This window comes from Flavitalea antarctica, assembly GCF_054461535.1.
The window spans coordinates 52,296-68,460 of sequence record NZ_JBTLQG010000003.1; the positions used below are offsets into that span (position 1 = coordinate 52,296).

Here is a 16,165-nt window from a genome sequence, read left to right on the forward strand (position 1 = left end):
TGAAGGAAAAGAAAGTTGTCATTATGAAAAAATAAAACATTGTATGAAAAAAATCAACCTGGCACTTTTATTATCTATTCTTTGTGTCATAAGCCTTAGTTCCTGTCGAAAAGTTTCTGGTGAAGGTCCGGCTGTCGTCGAAACCAGGTCGACTGAAAATTTTACAGGTATAGAGATGGGCGTTCCGGCAGACCTGTATTACACCCAGGGTAATACTTTTAAGATTGAGATCACGGGTCAACGAAATATCCTTGATGTGATTGACACTTATGTGTTGGAAAACATATTGCGCGTAAAAGTAAAACACAACGTAAACCTGAAATCGCACGATCCTCTGACCATAAAAATAACTGCACCCCCGGTTAGCCTTCTTGAAATTGAGGGTTCGGGAAATATCAAGGTACTCGAGCCTTTTGAACCCGCAGCCACGACGTTATCGGTAAACGGATCAGGGAACATAGTTGTTGCAAAATTAGTGTCTGAACAGGTGCAGGCAAAAATCAGTGGTTCCGGCAATATCCAGGTTCATGAAGGCAGTGTTGCCAGTGAAAGTCTGTCGATCAACGGGAGCGGTCTCATTGACCTGTCTGCTTTATCAGCGGGTCACGCAAGCACTAACACAAGCGGCTCGGGCACGATGCGGGTAAATGTGACTTCGACACTCGATTGCAGGATCTCCGGTAGTGGCGTGGTTATGTACAAAGGCAATCCCCGTGTCAGCACCAACATCTCCGGTTCAGGTCGGGTGATTCCATTGTAGCCTGAAATTCACAATTCTGGCCTCCCATTCATCGGATAAGGATTATTATTGCAGATTAATAACAGCATTTATGCTATCATTAATCAAATGGGATAAACAATGGTTCGCGTTGGAGAATACAATGAGCTGGAAGTAATAAGGATCGTCGACTTTGGAGTATACCTGGATGACGAAAATGAAGGGATATTACTGCCCCGGCGGTTTGTGCCGGAAGGCGTTCAGGCAGGTGATAAGTTGCGCGTGTTTATTTACCATGATTCTGAAGACAGGATGATTGCAACAACCCTTGAGCCAAAAGGGGTAGTGGGTGATATCGTTAAACTTAGGGCAGTTGATGTTACACAACAAGGCGCCTTCCTTGACTGGGGACTAATGAAAGATATTTTTGTTCCGAAGTCTCAGCAGTTGCTTCGCATGATACCGGGCGGTGAATACCTGGTGAAAATCTATATTGATGAAAGAACGGGTCGCATTGCCGCTACTGAAAAGATTGATCAGTTCCTGAGCAACGACACGCTCACCGTTAAAGAAATGGATGTTGTGAACCTTGTCATCTACAGGCGTACCGATATCGGGTATCTTGTCATCATCAATAACAAACATACCGGTGTTCTTCATTTCAATGAGGTGTTTCGTGTTATCGAAACCGGGGATAAGCTTGAGGGCTTTATAAAAAAGATAGGGCCTGATAACAGGATCGATGTGGTTGCCGGCAGGCCCGGCTACCAGAGAGTGGAAGACGAGACCGGTAAAATCCTGAGGTTGCTGAAGGAAAATAATGGCTATCTGCCATACCATGACAAATCAGACCCGGATGATATTTATTCATTTTTCTCGATGAGTAAGAAAACGTTTAAAATGACCACCGGCAAGTTATTCAAGGAACGAAAAATTATATTTACAAAAACCGGTATTAAACTGGTTGATGAAAACGAATTAACATAAAATCTGCCCTCCGCCAAAAACGGGGGGCTTTTGGTAATTTGCAGCTTATGACAAAAGGTTTTGTATTCGATCTCAACGGCACGATCATCGATGATATGCATTTTCATAACCAGGCATGGTTTGATATTCTTACAAAGGATTTGAAAGCTGACCTGACCTGGGAGCAGGTAAAAAAGGAAATGTACGGCAAAAACAGCGAGCTGCTGGTAAGGGTGTTTGGCCCTGATAAATTTACAGGCGATGAGATGGACAGGTATTCTTTTGAAAAAGAGAAAAGGTATCAGCAGGCTTATAAACCCTCACTGGAACTGATTGCCGGGCTTGACAATTTCCTCGAAAAAGCTGCAGCCCGGAATATCCCCATGTCGATAGGATCAGCTGCCATTATGTTCAACATTGATTTTATCCTCGACAATCTTGACCTGCGGAAATTCTTCGGTGCAATAGTTAGTGCCGATGACGTTAAAAACAGCAAACCTGATCCTGAAACATTCCTTAACTGTGCGAGGTTAATGAAGGTGCCACCCGCCGGCTGTATCGTATTTGAAGATGCTCCCAAAGGTGTTGAGGCAGCCCTAAACGCCGGAATGAAAGCGGTAGTTATCATGAGCGCTCATGAAAAAGAAGAATTTGCTGACTACGATAACGTGTTATGTTTCATCAGGGATTACAATGATCCGCAGCTTGAACAATTATTTTAAGTGGCAGATAAATGTACGATATACACTTAAATTAAAAATTTCGGTATATTGGAGGTTCATCCGAAAGCCTGCCATATTTTATGCCTGACCATTTTGTTATCGGGGTCGATTACGGTACAGATTCCGTGAGAACCATAATACTCAATGCTGATAATGGAACAATCGTTGCGTCTGCAGTTTTTAAATACCCGAGATGGCGGGATGGGTTATACTGTAACCCCGCAATTAACCAGTTCAGGCAACATCCACTGGATTATGTGGAAGGAATAGAGTCAACCATTCTTAGTTGCTTAAGGGAGGCGGGTGAAACCGTCATAAAAAATATCGTCGCGATCTCGATTGATACTACCGGTTCGACTCCTGTAGCCGTTAATAAGGAAGGCAGGCCACTTGCACTCACGCCAGGTTTTGAAAATAATCCAAACGCAATGTTTGTGTTATGGAAAGATCATTGTGCAACGCCGGAGGCTGCCCAGATCAACGCTCACGCAAAAAATTATCCGACAAATTATCTGCGCTATGTGGGTGGAATCTATTCTTCGGAATGGTTCTGGGCTAAACTATTACATATTCTACGCAAAGATGACTCGGTTCGGCATGCCTGTTATTCGTGGGTTGAACACTGCGACTGGATACCATACCTGTTAACCGGCGGCAACGACATTAATAAAATGAAAAGAGGGGTTTGTGCTGCGGGGCATAAGGCACTTTGGGCACCTGAATTCGGAGGCCTTCCCCCGAATGATTTTTTTGCCTCCCTGGACCCTCTGCTCGACGGGTTTACCTGCAGGTTGTATACTGATACTTATACGGCTGACCAGCCTGCCGGCAACCTGTCGGAAGAATGGGCAAACCGACTCGGTTTATCAACGGCTGTTGTAGTAGGGGTGGGTGCCTTCGATGCTCATATGGGTGCCGTCGGCGGCCAGATTTCTCCATACCAGTTAAGCAAGGTAATGGGAACTTCTACCTGTGATATGCTCGTGGCTCCCGCTGCCGACATAGATAATAAGCTGGTAAGGGGCATTTGTGGACAGGTTAATGGGTCGGTAATCCCTGGGATGACCGGGCTTGAAGCCGGCCAATCTGCTTTTGGCGATACCTATGCATGGTTCCGCGATCTACTTAGCTGGCCATTTGATTCCCTTCTGACGAAATCTAAGTTGGTTGACCCGGACACGGCCAGGCTGCTTAAAGAAGAGCTGAGGTCAGGCATGATCGCGCACCTGAGTGAACAGGCCGAAGCATTAATTATTCATGAAGATTCGGAACTCGCGCTTGACTGGTTCAACGGTCGCAGAACGCCGGACGCTAACCAGGAACTAAAGGCCGTTATAACGGGGCTGAACCTCGCATCCGATGCACCAAGAATTTTCTATGCGCTGGCTGAAGGCACTTGTTTTGGTGCAAAAATGATTGTTGATCGCTTCAACGAACAAGGTGTGCCGGTGAAGGGATTGATTGGCCTGGGTGGAGTTGCCAGGAAGTCGCCTTTCATCATGCAACTGATGGCTAATGTGATGAATATGCCAATTCGCATTCACCGATCCGAACAGGCTTGTGCTACGGGCGCTGCTATGTTTGCTGCCACTGTAGCAGGCAGATATAAAAAAGTGGAAGATGCAATGCTGGCAATGGGTAGTGGCTTCGAAACCGAATACAAACCCCAGGCATCAAAAACTTCTTTACTGGAGCAACGCTTTGCCAGGTTTACCAGACTGTCAAAACTGATCGAAGAAAATTAATAGGAACAAACTATACGAAGCCACAACAATAAATGTACTGATGATGGAATTTAAAGATCTGAGAGAACAGGCTTATGCTGCTAATATGCAATTACCGGTGCTAAACCTGGTAGTGTTTACTTTTGGAAACGTAAGTGCCGCCGATCAGTCACAAGGAGTTTTTGCGATCAAGCCAAGCGGAGTTCCTTACGATCAGTTAACACCGGCGAGCATGGTGATTGTTGACTTCGATGGCAAAGTAGTAGACGGCTCGTTGCGACCCTCATCAGATACACTCACACACGCCGTGTTATACAAAAACTGGCCGGCGATAAGCGGTATTTGTCATACACATTCTTTATACGCTACCAGCTGGGCACAAACATTAAGAGATATACCGGTCTATGGAACCACACATGCTGATCATCTTTCGGTAGATCTGCCTTGTGCTCCGCCGATGGACGATCGTAATATCAAAGGAAATTACGAGTACGAAACGGGCTACCAGATTATCAATCACCTTCAATCGCTGGAATTTGATTACCGGGAAGTAGAGATGATTCTCATCGGAAATCATGCCCCCTTCACCTGGGGCAAAACTTCGCAGAAAGCTGTTTATAACAGCGCAGTGCTGGAGCAGATCGCACAACTGGCATATATAACCGAAAAAATAAACCCAGGCGCTCAGCGCATGAAGGAGTCACTGATCAGGAAACATTATGAACGAAAGCATGGTCCTGATTCATATTACGGACAGGTTACTAATTAAATAAATGGACAGATATGGATCTAAAACAATTTGAATTGTGGTTTATTACCGGCAGCCAGCACTTATATGGAGAGGAAACTCTAAATAAAGTTAGTGAACATGCTGATATAATTGCAAGGTCGCTTAACGTTCACATAAGCATTCCCGTTAGTATAGTGTTTAAGCCCGTAGTTAAAACTCCCGACGAGATCTACCATCTGTGCCAGGAAGTTAACAATGCAAAAAACTGCATCGGCATCATTGCCTGGATGCACACCTTTTCCCCGGCTAAAATGTGGATAGGCGGACTAAAGGTTTTGAGCAAACCCATGCTTCATCTTCATACACAGTTTAACCGCGATATTCCCTGGGGCGATATCGATATGGACTTTATGAATCTGAATCAAAGTGCACATGGCGACCGCGAGTTTGGATTTATTATGACAAGGATGCGACTTAACCGGCGCGTAGTTACCGGTCATTGGGAAGATAGCGATGTAATTAACCAGGTGAATAGCTGGAGCAGGGCTGCTGCCGGTTGGAACGACTGGCAGGGGGCCCGCTTTGCAAGGTTCGGAGATAATATGCGGCAGGTGGCGGTGACCGAGGGTGACAAAGTGGAGGCGGAACTGAAATTTGGATATTCAGTAAATGGGTACGGGATCGGGGACCTCGTGAAAGTGATATCAGCTGTCAGCGATAATGAGGTTGCTAACCTTCTCAAAGATTACGAGGATAAATATGAACTGACCTCAACCCTTAAAAAAGATGGTGAACGCTATGAGTCATTGAAAGAAGCAGCACGTATTGAAGCGGGTCTCAGGTATTTTCTGCATGAAGGTAACTTCAAGGGATTTACGGACACTTTCGAAGATTTGCATGGGCTCTCGCAACTGCCGGGTATAGCGGTGCAGCGCCTGATGGCCGAGGGTTACGGTTTTGGGGGAGAGGGTGATTGGAAAACCGCGGCCCTGGTGCGGGCGATGAAAGTGATGGGAGCAGGGCTGGATGGTGGCAATTCGTTTATGGAGGATTATACCTATCATTTTGATCCGGCTAACAGGATGGTGCTTGGGTCTCATATGCTCGAGATCTGCGAATCAATTGCCAAAGGAAAGGCCTCCTGCCAGATTCATCCGCTCGGGATCGGCGGTAAATCCGACCCGGTGCGATTGGTGTTTGATGTGGCTGCGGGCCCTGCCATTAATGCCTGTATGATTGACATGGGTAATCGTTTTCGTTTACTGGTGAATGATGTGGAAGCCGTAACTGCGCCCGAGTCGCTGCCCAAACTTCCCGTAGCGAGAGTAATGTGGAAGCCAATGCCGGATATGAAAACTGGTTGTACAGCCTGGATCTATGCAGGTGGTGCACATCATACCTGCTATAGCCAGAATTTAACCAGTACGCATATGCGCGACTTTGCAGATATGGCCGGCATTGAGTGCGTGGTAATTGATAAAGAAACTAATCTGAATGCGTTTAGAAATGAATTGAGATGGAATGAAGTCTATTTTAAGATAGGGTCAGGGTATTGATCATATTGATTTGATTTTAATAGCTCATTAATATTAATTATTTTATATTCAACCTGTTTTTCAACGATCGCCGGAAACTAAAGATCTATTAGTAAAATATTGCCAGTCCAATCAAAGTGCCCATGAGTATCATCCAATACAAAGACTATGACAGGCTGCTGCTGGCAGTTGACTGTATTATATTCGGGTTTGACGGCCAACGGATCAGAAGTTTGCTGATCAAGCGGGGTTTTGAGCCCGAGATTGGTAAATGGTCGCTTATGGGTGGCTTCGTTAAAAATAACGAAAGTGTTGACGAGGCGGCAAAGCGGGTACTTAAGCAACTGACAGGACTGGATAATATCTACATGGAGCAATTACATTGTTACGGTGACCCTGCCCGTGACCCCGGGGGCCGGGTGGTCTCTGTTGCATACTTTGCGCTGATCAGCATAAATAATAACGACAAATTACTTAAAGAGCACCAGGCGGAATGGTTTTCATTCGATAATTTCCCTCCCCTGATTTTTGACCATGCAGAAATGGTCAGAAATGCAAAAAGCCGGTTACAGCAAAAGGTTGCCAACCATCCGATCGGTTTTGCACTGCTCCCTGCAAAGTTCACCTTACCACAGCTGCAATCTTTATATGAAGCGATTTATGAAAACCCTGTAGACAAAAGAAATTTTACCAGAAAGATCCTATCACTTGATATCCTCGAAAAACTTGATGAAAAAGAAAAATCAACTTCAAAAAAAGGTGCTTTTCTTTATGTGTTTGACAAAGAAAAATATACCAAACTTGAAAACGAAGGACTAAAATTTATTTAGTCACTTTTCCTTAAAAAGTCGGACACCAGGACTGTCTTTTATTCCCGTTATAGTCTGTGTAAAATCCATGATTGAGCAGGGCAAATTCGAATGCACCACGGGAGTTGTTGTATTGTTTCAGGGAAGATGAAGTGGCATCATAAGAAAATACAAGCCTGACATTTTTCCACGAGAAACCCACCATGGGTATTACTGCATCCCCGGGTCTGTAGTAAAGTCCACCGACCAGTTGTATTTCCCCATCTCCGGAAAGATTGTACTGGAGATTCAAGCCCCCAACCACTTCAGAGGAACTCGCCTGGTTTGTATAGTAAGCCATCGGGTTAAGTATAACCATATCGCTCATCTTGATACTTGCATTCACAAAGGCGGTATATCTTGGTGCTATCCTGCTGTCAAAATTAAGACTGTCGAAGCTTGACGGATCAGTTGAAAAAAAGGATTCGCGTGGCCTGTTGATATGATGGGCAGAAACACCGGCATTGATATACAAATTTTCCGTTGGGAAAAATGCATAGTTTAACCCAACCTGCATATCAAAATAGTTAACAGCGTTTGAATTAAAGGTGACGCTTGTAGGGAGATTTTTGTCAAAAAACTTACCATCGAACTGATCAGGGAACATAAGATCTGTTGTATTGATCCTTTTATTGGCCCAGCCTACATTGAAGCCAACTGAAAGCAGGTGTGCTTCCCCCAGCATCTGGTGATAAGCTACTGACCCATACACTTTGGTAGAAGTAAGGCTGCCAGATCCGGCCACATCACGAAGTATGACGCCGCCCAATCCAAGCCATCCGCTTTCAATCCGGTCGCGGAATACCTGTGCATCACCCCAGACACTCATAGTTTTATATGGTACACTCATGATACTGGACCATTGATTCCGGTAATTGGCCCCTAATCTGTAATCTGCATCAGGAATAAAACCGGTATTCGCAGGATTCGTAGTGAGTGGTGAGTTGAACCACTGCGAAAAATGGAGGTCCTGTGCCTGGGCTTGATAAGTCAGCATCGAGCCAAAGCAGACCGTGATAACGGTTATGGTTAGCCCAATCTTACGCCGGGCTCCTGGTTTTGATGGGGTAACATCCCCTCGGGATGCTACTATTGCAGTGCGCTTGTTCCTGTTCTTCCAACCCTGGATTGTCAGCATCGTCATGTAAGTTACTGTTAAGAATAAATTCTCCGGCAGTTGGTTTTGGTTTGGCTTTGTGTGTTATTACACACAATCGTTGATTTATTGTGCTTAGGCTATCCTATCAAAACTCAATCTTTTCAATATCTATCTTATCAAAGTAATATCCCCTGTTTTTCTCGTTCTCGTGCCATCACTGAATTCTACATCAAGTACATAAGCATATACTTCCATCGGCTGGGGTTTGCCATTGAATGTGCCATCCCAACCAAATCTCTGATCATTGCTTTCAAAGACCATTTGTCCCCACCTGTTGTAAATCCTGAACATCATCCGGTTTATCCCGAAACCTTCCGGCTTTACCGTACTGTTTTTTCCAAACCGGCCTGGAGTAAAAGCGTTTGGTACATCAAGCAAAGGAACCACCTCGGCCTGAACCGGTTTGCAGATTGTATCTGTGCATCCGTATTGATTAAAAGTAACCAGGCATGCGTTAAATGTGCCGGTTGAATTATACTGATGCGATACTGTGCTCAACGTGGTGGTAACCGTTGAGTCGCCGTCACCGAATAACCACTTGTATCGGACCCCGCCGATTGAAAGATTTGTAAAGACCACCGGTTTGTTTACTTCGGGCGGACTTGGCGCATAATTAAAATCAGCAGTGGGTTTCGTCGTCACATTGATCGTGTGCACAATGGAGTCTACGAGGTTACAGGTGTTGGGATCCCTGGCGATAAGCTTCACGGTATACGTTCCAACATTAGGATACAGATGGACGGGATTAGTGGCGGTTGAGGTTGTTCCATCCCCGAAATCCCAGAAGAATGTTTGACCGGCTAAAGAGTTATTAACGAACACTGCATTAAACGGCGCGCACGCAGGTGAAGGGACGGTGAACTGTGCCTTCACAAGCGGTGAGACCCGAAGGGTATCAATCAGCGAGTCTGGTGCATTGCAGTAATTGGTGTCAACAAGTATCAGCCTGGCATAGTAAGTTCCTGCTGCGGGATACCTGTGGTCCACCGATGCTGCGCCTGCTGAGACCCGCGGAGACCCATCACCGAAGTCCCAGATAAAACTATTGGGTCCAAATGGTTTGCCCGGGGGAGCGGTTGACCGGTTTTCAAAGCGGTAATTCAGGTCCTCACAAGGTGGCAACTTCGCTATGTTCATGGCAATATTCGCCCGGTCAGTTCTTACACGAATGGTCGTGTACCCGGTATCGCGAATATTACAGGACGAAGAATCGATCGCGATAAGTCTTACTAAAAAGTTCCCGACAGATCCAAAAACGTGATTTACCTCGAAGCTGTCTGTAGTAACATCCGGTGAACCATCTCCAAAACTCCAGATATATCGTTTCGCATTCCGGACCGTATCGCGGAGAGTAACCGCGAACGGCACGCAACCGGTTGAATCAGGATCATTTCCCACAAAGGCCTTTGGTCCTGCTGCTACTCCTGAGAAATTGAAGGAAATCTTCAGTGCACCAAGATTGCATCCATTCCTTCCCGCCCCGTTTACCGGGCCGATCACCCCGGGAGTGACGGGGTAGGGCTTGGTAATCTGGCCGGGACCATTCTGGAAGCAGTTGGCACAGATAGCCTGGTAAATCACACCCTGCTGGTCATAACGGCTGGTTCCGCCATCCACATGTTCACCTTCGGCACCATCCTGCCCGAAAAAAGTACCATATAAAACCTCGGTAGCATTTTTCTTAAGTACAATAAAATAGAAGTCGCGGTTGTCTGTAACTGATTTTATTGCATCCGGTGTAACCGGCATACCCGCTACTCCTGCAGTCAGATAGGGGTCATTACCTGTTTGTATCCATCCTCCCCATCCGGAAATGTATATGTTTTCACACCTGTCTACCAGGAATGCCACCGGCGACATGTTTGGCTTGCGGTTGCCCGTTCCGAAGACTGTTGAATAAATATAGGCTGAAAGATCTGGTTGCAGTTTGGACACAAACTGGCTTGAATTCGCTGTAAACGCAGTGGCATTAATTACCGGCCACGTACCCCCGGTGATCCCCATAACGTATGGAAAACCGAGTTTGTCAAATTTGATCCCATAAACAACATCCGGGGTGTTTGTGCCAAGATAAGTGGTCTTGGTAATAGATGATCCATCATTGGCGATAACGCTCACGAATCCATCACAATCCCCGCCCTGGAATGTTCCGGTCAGACTGCCGGCTTTATTTCCCGGGAAGTTCGGGCTTGCAGTGGCTCCCCCCACATATATCTCGTTGGTAGTAGGTCTTATCTCAAGAACGAAAGCGCCATCATTTGCGGTTCCACCGATGTATGATGCCCAGGTGATGGCATTACAGTTTGGATTTAGTTTGATAACAACACCGTCCTGTGCGCCACCCAATGTTCCCTGGAAAACACCCGGTGTTACCGGAAATTTGAGTGATTTGGTTTGAGCCGCGATATAGATGTTTCCCTGGGCATCCATTACCACTTCGCTCCTGGAATCATCACCATAAAATCTTAACAGGGAACTCTGACCGACGGCGGCGCCATTTCCTACATCGTTGATGTTGACTCCATCATCTTCTGCTCCGCCAATGATCATTGACCCGATCAGGGAAGCTCCGTTCGAGGTGAATTTGGAAACCACGATATCTGCTCCTCCGCCGGTTCCGGCCTTAGGAACCGTTTTCGGATACGTATCGCCGGAATAACTTCTGCCCATCACCACCAGGTTACCGGCCGGGTCAGAAATGAGGCTGTGCGGGTACTCGTTTCCGGTACCCCCGAGATAGGTCGCGTATAAACGCTGTGTACCAGTGGCGCTGAATTTTGTGATCCCGATGTCTACACCATTGTTTCCTGTGCCTCCGCCGAAGTTTACCTGGTAGGCGCCGGTAGTAACAGGATACCCGGTGCCTGTAACCCTGCCCCCGGCATATAACGATCCGTCGGGACCCGGCGTGGCAGTAAAGCCATATTCATCAGCCCGGCTTCCGGTGAACGATGAAAATATGAGAGTGGGATCAATGATCAGCGTGGTTTTAGTATCATGATTTTTTACCCTGAAGCGCACCATATTACCTGTGAGCTCATAATTACAGTCTACCGGTTTCCTGCCTCTTACATTGTCAAACTGGTAACTGTAGGGTGATAATTCTCTTACTTCTCCGACTGAAGTTTTGATGATCAGTTCCCTGTTCCGGATCGAAAGTTTGTCAGCTCCCTGGAATTTCATCACAATGTCATTCACAGAACCACCGGGATGGATGATGAAATCATATTTGAGCTGGCTGTTTTCGGAATAATACCGGACATCAATATTCGGATAAACATTTTTGTATACTACAGCCTGGAAAATCCTGACATGAGATTTCCATTTGGTGGAATCACTCCCTATAAAATAGTTGTTATAGGTCGGTAACACTTTGTCCGGGACGATCATGGGATTTGTGTTTCCTCCGACAAACTCGACGCTGTATGCGTGTGACCTTACAGATTTCAGGGTATTAGCGGGCGGCTGGGGAAACTTAGTGGCGTTGCTGTCAGGTTCCCATGGTTTCTGGGTGCCCCGGCTTGTAGAAGCCACGCTACTGTGCCGGTCCATCACCTGCCTGAGATCGTCTTCATTATGAAGCACTACCATAAATCCGTTATTGTTCAGATAGAATGTCCCAGCAGAAAGCGGCCCCTTGAATTTTACGCGGGAATCCCATTGGCCTTTGTTCTCAATAAAATCAAATGTTGTCATTTCTGACTGCGCCGTAATGGTCAGGGTGGTTATCAGCAGGAAAAAAGACAAAAATATTCTTCGGTAAGTCAATATATATTTTTTACAAAGTACTCAAATGGTAAGGGTAGATTTTATGTATGTATTGAATTTAATTAAAATTTAAATAGGGTCAGGAAAAAGCCTGCACACCGTTACCAATCATTGCACAATTTATTTACGTGTGCATTGCCTGTGTGGTTGGCAGTCATATGAGTTAGCAGCAGTTTTACGTTTTCTTTGTGATTTGAGGTGGATAACATTCAGTTTCCGGGCATTTGCACTTCTGGCTTTTATGATTATCTTAGCAGTAAGTTTATCCGGCGTTATCAAGCCTTCCTCTATCCCCTGAAACAGACCGAGCTCATCCATTATCCAACCCGGTTTTTTACTTGTTGTTATCCATCCCTTTGAATAATTGGTTCCAAGATTAAGTCCCCTGAAATACCCATTCTATTACTTAATCTCAAAGGCAATGAAACCAATAATACTGGCTGTGGATGACAGCAAAGCTATAAGATTCCTGCTTCAGTCAATTTTTGGCAAAAGATACCAGGTTGTTACCGCTTCCGATGCATCGTCTGCGATGTACTGGCTGTCAAAGAAAAAAATGCCACAATTGATCATCACGGAATCCCAGCTTCCTGATGTAGATAATTGGGAATTCGTTGCAAATCTGAAGAACAGTTTCTTATATCAACCTATACCTGCGATAGTGTTGTCCTCGCAAGACACAGAAGAAACCGAATCCAAATGTAAAACCTACGGAATAGATTATTTTTTTTCCAAGCCATTCAATCCTGTGGAACTAATCGAATTAGTTGATGAATTACTGAGCAAAGAAAAAATATATTAGTTACCCCTGATCGTTGCATCTCAAATCTACCCTTATGGTTCGTACTGAAAACAAGGTTTCAACAAAAAAAGTTTACGCTTACCGGCGGATAACGGCTTCGCCAGAAAAAACGCCGGTTCCCGCTGGTCTGACTTATTTGTATATCGGCAATAGATTCAAAGCATCGCTGGCCCTCCACGAAGGGTTTGAAACCAGTTATTTTCTTTTTTCATTTGATGAAGCACTAAAACTGCTTAAGCGGCTTGCAAAGGCCGGTCATTTACCTTCCGTGATACTTATTGACGGGGCTAATGACATAATCGCAACCCGGAAATTCCTTAGCAGGATAAGTGAAGATGAAGCTTATAGAGGCCTTACCATACTTGGAGAGGTAAAAAATTGTCGCCAGGATATGATTGCCCAGCTTTCCCAGGAACCACGTATTACCGACCTGGTGAAGATTGATACGAAAAACGGACTTTTCGAAAAGGCCGTGTTTTATAACAAGATCAGCAAAGAAGATCCTCGCGCGGAAAAGGCACTTCATCAGGGATTAAGCTGGAACCTGGTAAAGTCATACGGCTTAGTACGGGTGTTCGACCTGTTTTTTTCTTCGGTTTGTATCGCATTGCTTTCTCCCCTTATGCTTCTGCTTGCAATACTTGTTAAACTGGATGGCGGATCAACCATTTTTGAATTCAGTGCTGAGCGTGGTTTGCGTTACCGCAGTTTCCGATATATCAGGTTCCGCACCGAATTAAACTACAACCAACAGCATTTCCCTGACTTATGCCATATAAACCAGTATATGCTCTCTGAGGACCAGGGTGCATCTTACCAGGTAAAAGGAAACCAGATGAGTAAGGTCGGTTCATTCCTCCGGGCAACGAACCTTGACGAATTGCCTGCTCTTTTCAATATCCTGGCAGGTGATATCTCATTTATCAGGCACCGTTAACCCGGTAGATGGTAATTTTTCAGCTATTTTTGCGGCAAAAACCGCATCAGTAACCTTTCCAAGATATTAGCAAACCCTATTGAATATTTGAAGGGTGTAGGTCCTCATAAGGCCGAGTTACTCAAAAAAGAACTTGGCATATACACATTCCGGGATCTCCTCGAACATTTCCCATACCGGCATATCGACAAAACCGCTGTGATTCTTATCAGGGACATCCAACCTGAAAACGACTATGTGCAGATCAGGGGGCGGTTGCTGAGTATCGTAATCATGGGCGAAAACAGGGCAAAGCGGCTCGTGGCACAGGTGAGGGATGAATCTGGCATCATGGAACTGGTATGGTTCCAGGGTATTAACGGCATTGAAAAGATGCTGGTAACCGGTCAGCTTTACATGATTTTCGGAAGAGTGAGTTTTTTCCAGGGTAAACCCCAGATCACTCATCCGGAAATAGAAGCAAGTACTGAACCTTCAGCCACCGGCAAAAACTTCCTTGAACCGGTTTATCCAAGCACAGAGAAATTAAAGGTCAGGGGTCTCGGGGGAAGACAAATTGCCAAACTGGTTTATGCTCTTTTTACCATGATCAGTGAAAAGGATGTGCCCGAAAACATTCCTGCCCCGGTTTTAGAGGAACTCCAGCTCATTCCAAGGTTCCGGGCGTTCTCCAATATACATTTCCCTCCCGATGCAATTGCCCATGAGGAAGCGCTGAACAGGTTAAAGTTTGAGGAGTTCTTTATAGCCCAGGTAAGGTTAGGGATGATCAGGTCCCAGCGCCACCGTTCCTCCAGGGGAGTTGTGTTTGAAAAAGTGGGATCGCTGTTTAATACATTCTACGAAAAAAACCTTCCCTTCGAACTAACAGGCGCACAAAAAAGGGTTATTAAGGAGATCAGGAAGGATACTGCTGCCGGCAAACAAATGAACCGGCTTTTACAGGGTGATGTCGGAAGCGGCAAAACCATCGTGGCGCTGGCAGTGATGCTTATCGCGGCAGATAATGGCTTTCAAAGCTGCCTGGTGGCTCCGACCGAAATTCTATCGCAACAACATTTTGCAAATCTTCAGCGCCTGCTGAAAGATCTCCCGGTTGAATGCCGCCTGTTAACCGGATCAACAAAATCCGCAGCACGGAAGCAGCTACACAAGGACCTTGCAGATGGCACTGTCTCCATTCTCGTAGGCACACATGCCGTGATAGAAGATGCGGTAAAATTTTCCAATCTCGGACTGGCCGTTATTGATGAGCAACATCGTTTCGGGGTGGCGCAGAGAGCCAAACTCTGGGCAAAGTCCGTAATTCCGCCCCATGTACTGGTTATGACGGCGACTCCGATTCCGCGAACACTTGCGATGACTGCATACGGGGATCTTGATTATAGTGTGATCGACGAACTACCCCCCGGCCGGAAACCGATAATCACTGTACACCGTTACGAAACCGTGCGTTCACAGGTAATGAGTTTTATACGCGCGGAAATTGCCCTTGGGAGGCAGGCCTATATTGTATTTCCGCTGATCGAGGAGTCCGAAAAGATGGACTATGAAAATCTTATGAAAGGCTATGAAAATGTAAAAGCTTATTTCCCTGAGCCGAAGTTTTATATCAGCATGGTACATGGCCGCCAGCCTAATGAGGTTAAGGAAACCAACATGAAGCGTTTCAAGGAGGGCGACACTCAAATCCTGGTTTCCACAACCGTGATAGAAGTTGGGGTTGATGTACCCAATGCGAGCGTTATGGTTATCGAAAGCGCCGAGAAGTTCGGACTTTCCCAGTTACATCAGCTGAGGGGCAGGGTAGGCAGGGGAAGCGATAAAAGTTATTGTATACTGCTTACGGGCACGAAGCTCAGCAATGAAGCGAGGGAAAGACTGAAAACAATGGCCTCAACTTCAGACGGTTTTAAGATCGCTGAAAAGGATCTTGAACTCCGTGGCCCGGGTGATATCAGCGGTACCAGGCAGAGTGGCCTGATGAATTTTAAATTGGTCAACATTACCCAGGACAAGCATTTGCTTGATCTTTCAAAAGACATATCTGAGCGTTTGCTGACGGATGACCCGGTGCTGGGCAAAACAGAAAATAGCGGTCTCAGGGAATATCTTCAATCAGTGTCAGGAAAAACGGCCTGGAGTAAAATTTCCTAATTATGAAAATTGCCCCGAAGCCTGATTGGATAATTATCACCATGGTCTGGAGCAAAATTTTGAATTGGTAAAACCTCTGACGCAAAATTTCCTGATTGT

At 45.7% G+C, this 16,165-nt stretch carries 12 protein-coding genes; 10 read left to right on the plus strand and 2 right to left on the minus strand.

Annotated features, from left to right (window positions below; all coding sequences use genetic code 11):
* Positions 1-43: 43 nt before the first annotated feature.
* The 7 genes from ACX0G7_RS04675 to ACX0G7_RS04705 all read left to right on the plus strand — a co-directional run bounded on the left by ACX0G7_RS04675 (position 44) and on the right by ACX0G7_RS04705 (position 7,225).
* A complete protein-coding gene (locus tag ACX0G7_RS04675) occupies positions 44-760 on the plus strand; it encodes a head GIN domain-containing protein (RefSeq protein WP_458922270.1) in 717 nt (238 codons plus the stop codon).
* A 99-nt stretch (positions 761-859) separates the two neighbouring features.
* A complete protein-coding gene (locus ACX0G7_RS04680; RefSeq protein WP_458922271.1) occupies positions 860-1,705 on the plus strand; it encodes a CvfB family protein in 846 nt (281 codons plus the stop codon).
* A gap of 47 nt (positions 1,706-1,752) precedes the next feature.
* Positions 1,753-2,406, plus strand: coding sequence for an HAD family hydrolase (locus ACX0G7_RS04685; protein ID WP_458922272.1), 654 nt, complete (start codon positions 1,753-1,755; stop codon positions 2,404-2,406).
* Positions 2,407-2,486: 80 nt separating this feature from the next.
* Positions 2,487-4,151, plus strand: coding sequence for a ribulokinase (locus ACX0G7_RS04690; RefSeq protein ID WP_458922273.1), 1,665 nt, complete (start codon positions 2,487-2,489; stop codon positions 4,149-4,151).
* 40 nt (positions 4,152-4,191) lie between these two features.
* Complete coding sequence (gene araD / locus ACX0G7_RS04695; RefSeq protein ID WP_458922274.1) at positions 4,192-4,899, plus strand: L-ribulose-5-phosphate 4-epimerase AraD; 708 nt, start codon at positions 4,192-4,194, stop codon at positions 4,897-4,899.
* Between the two features lie 14 nt (positions 4,900-4,913).
* Entirely contained in the window at positions 4,914-6,416 is a 1,503-nt protein-coding gene (araA, locus tag ACX0G7_RS04700) for an L-arabinose isomerase (protein WP_458922275.1), read from the plus strand.
* Between the two features lie 122 nt (positions 6,417-6,538).
* A complete protein-coding gene (locus ACX0G7_RS04705; RefSeq protein ID WP_458922276.1) occupies positions 6,539-7,225 on the plus strand; it encodes an NUDIX hydrolase in 687 nt (228 codons plus the stop codon).
* Positions 7,226-7,235: 10 nt separating this feature from the next.
* Here the strand turns inward: ACX0G7_RS04705 and ACX0G7_RS04710 are convergent, their stop codons facing one another.
* Together ACX0G7_RS04710 and ACX0G7_RS04715 are read right to left on the minus strand one after the other, a co-directional pair.
* The gene (locus tag ACX0G7_RS04710) at positions 7,236-8,387 is read right to left on the minus strand and encodes a PorP/SprF family type IX secretion system membrane protein (protein ID WP_458922277.1); all 1,152 of its coding nucleotides are present in this window, start codon (positions 8,385-8,387) and stop codon (positions 7,236-7,238) included.
* Between the two features lie 123 nt (positions 8,388-8,510).
* Entirely contained in the window at positions 8,511-12,170 is a 3,660-nt protein-coding gene (locus tag ACX0G7_RS04715; protein WP_458922278.1) for a gliding motility-associated C-terminal domain-containing protein, read from the minus strand.
* Between the two features lie 421 nt (positions 12,171-12,591).
* Between ACX0G7_RS04715 and ACX0G7_RS04720 the strand changes: the two genes are divergently transcribed.
* From ACX0G7_RS04720 to recG, 3 genes are all read left to right on the plus strand, one after another.
* Positions 12,592-12,972 carry a response regulator gene (locus tag ACX0G7_RS04720; protein WP_458922279.1) on the plus strand — a complete coding sequence of 127 codons (381 nt, stop codon included), beginning with the start codon at positions 12,592-12,594 and terminating at the stop codon, positions 12,970-12,972.
* Between the two features lie 34 nt (positions 12,973-13,006).
* Positions 13,007-13,909 (plus strand): sugar transferase, encoded by a 903-nt coding sequence (locus ACX0G7_RS04725; protein WP_458922280.1) that lies wholly within the window; start codon positions 13,007-13,009, stop codon positions 13,907-13,909.
* A 63-nt stretch (positions 13,910-13,972) separates the two neighbouring features.
* Positions 13,973-16,066 (plus strand): ATP-dependent DNA helicase RecG, encoded by a 2,094-nt coding sequence (gene recG, locus ACX0G7_RS04730; RefSeq protein WP_458922493.1) that lies wholly within the window; start codon positions 13,973-13,975, stop codon positions 16,064-16,066.
* Positions 16,067-16,165 lie beyond the last annotated feature (99 nt).

What these genes read in the sequence shown, in the direction of transcription:
- ACX0G7_RS04725 (WP_458922280.1), top strand. Translation starts at nt 13,007, where the DNA reads ATGGTTCGTACTGAAAACAAGGTTTCAACAAAAAAAGTTTACGCTTAC.
- araA (WP_458922275.1), top strand. Translation starts at nt 4,914, where the DNA reads ATGGATCTAAAACAATTTGAATTGTGGTTTATTACCGGCAGCCAGCAC.
- ACX0G7_RS04685 (WP_458922272.1), top strand. Translation starts at nt 1,753, where the DNA reads ATGACAAAAGGTTTTGTATTCGATCTCAACGGCACGATCATCGATGAT.
- ACX0G7_RS04705 (WP_458922276.1), top strand. Translation starts at nt 6,539, where the DNA reads ATGAGTATCATCCAATACAAAGACTATGACAGGCTGCTGCTGGCAGTT.
- ACX0G7_RS04680 (WP_458922271.1), top strand. Translation starts at nt 860, where the DNA reads ATGGTTCGCGTTGGAGAATACAATGAGCTGGAAGTAATAAGGATCGTC.
- araD (WP_458922274.1), top strand. Translation starts at nt 4,192, where the DNA reads ATGATGGAATTTAAAGATCTGAGAGAACAGGCTTATGCTGCTAATATG.
- ACX0G7_RS04675 (WP_458922270.1), top strand. Translation starts at nt 44, where the DNA reads ATGAAAAAAATCAACCTGGCACTTTTATTATCTATTCTTTGTGTCATA.
- ACX0G7_RS04710 (WP_458922277.1), bottom strand. Translation starts at nt 8,387, where the DNA reads ATGACGATGCTGACAATCCAGGGTTGGAAGAACAGGAACAAGCGCACT.
- ACX0G7_RS04690 (WP_458922273.1), top strand. Translation starts at nt 2,487, where the DNA reads ATGCCTGACCATTTTGTTATCGGGGTCGATTACGGTACAGATTCCGTG.
- ACX0G7_RS04720 (WP_458922279.1), top strand. Translation starts at nt 12,592, where the DNA reads ATGAAACCAATAATACTGGCTGTGGATGACAGCAAAGCTATAAGATTC.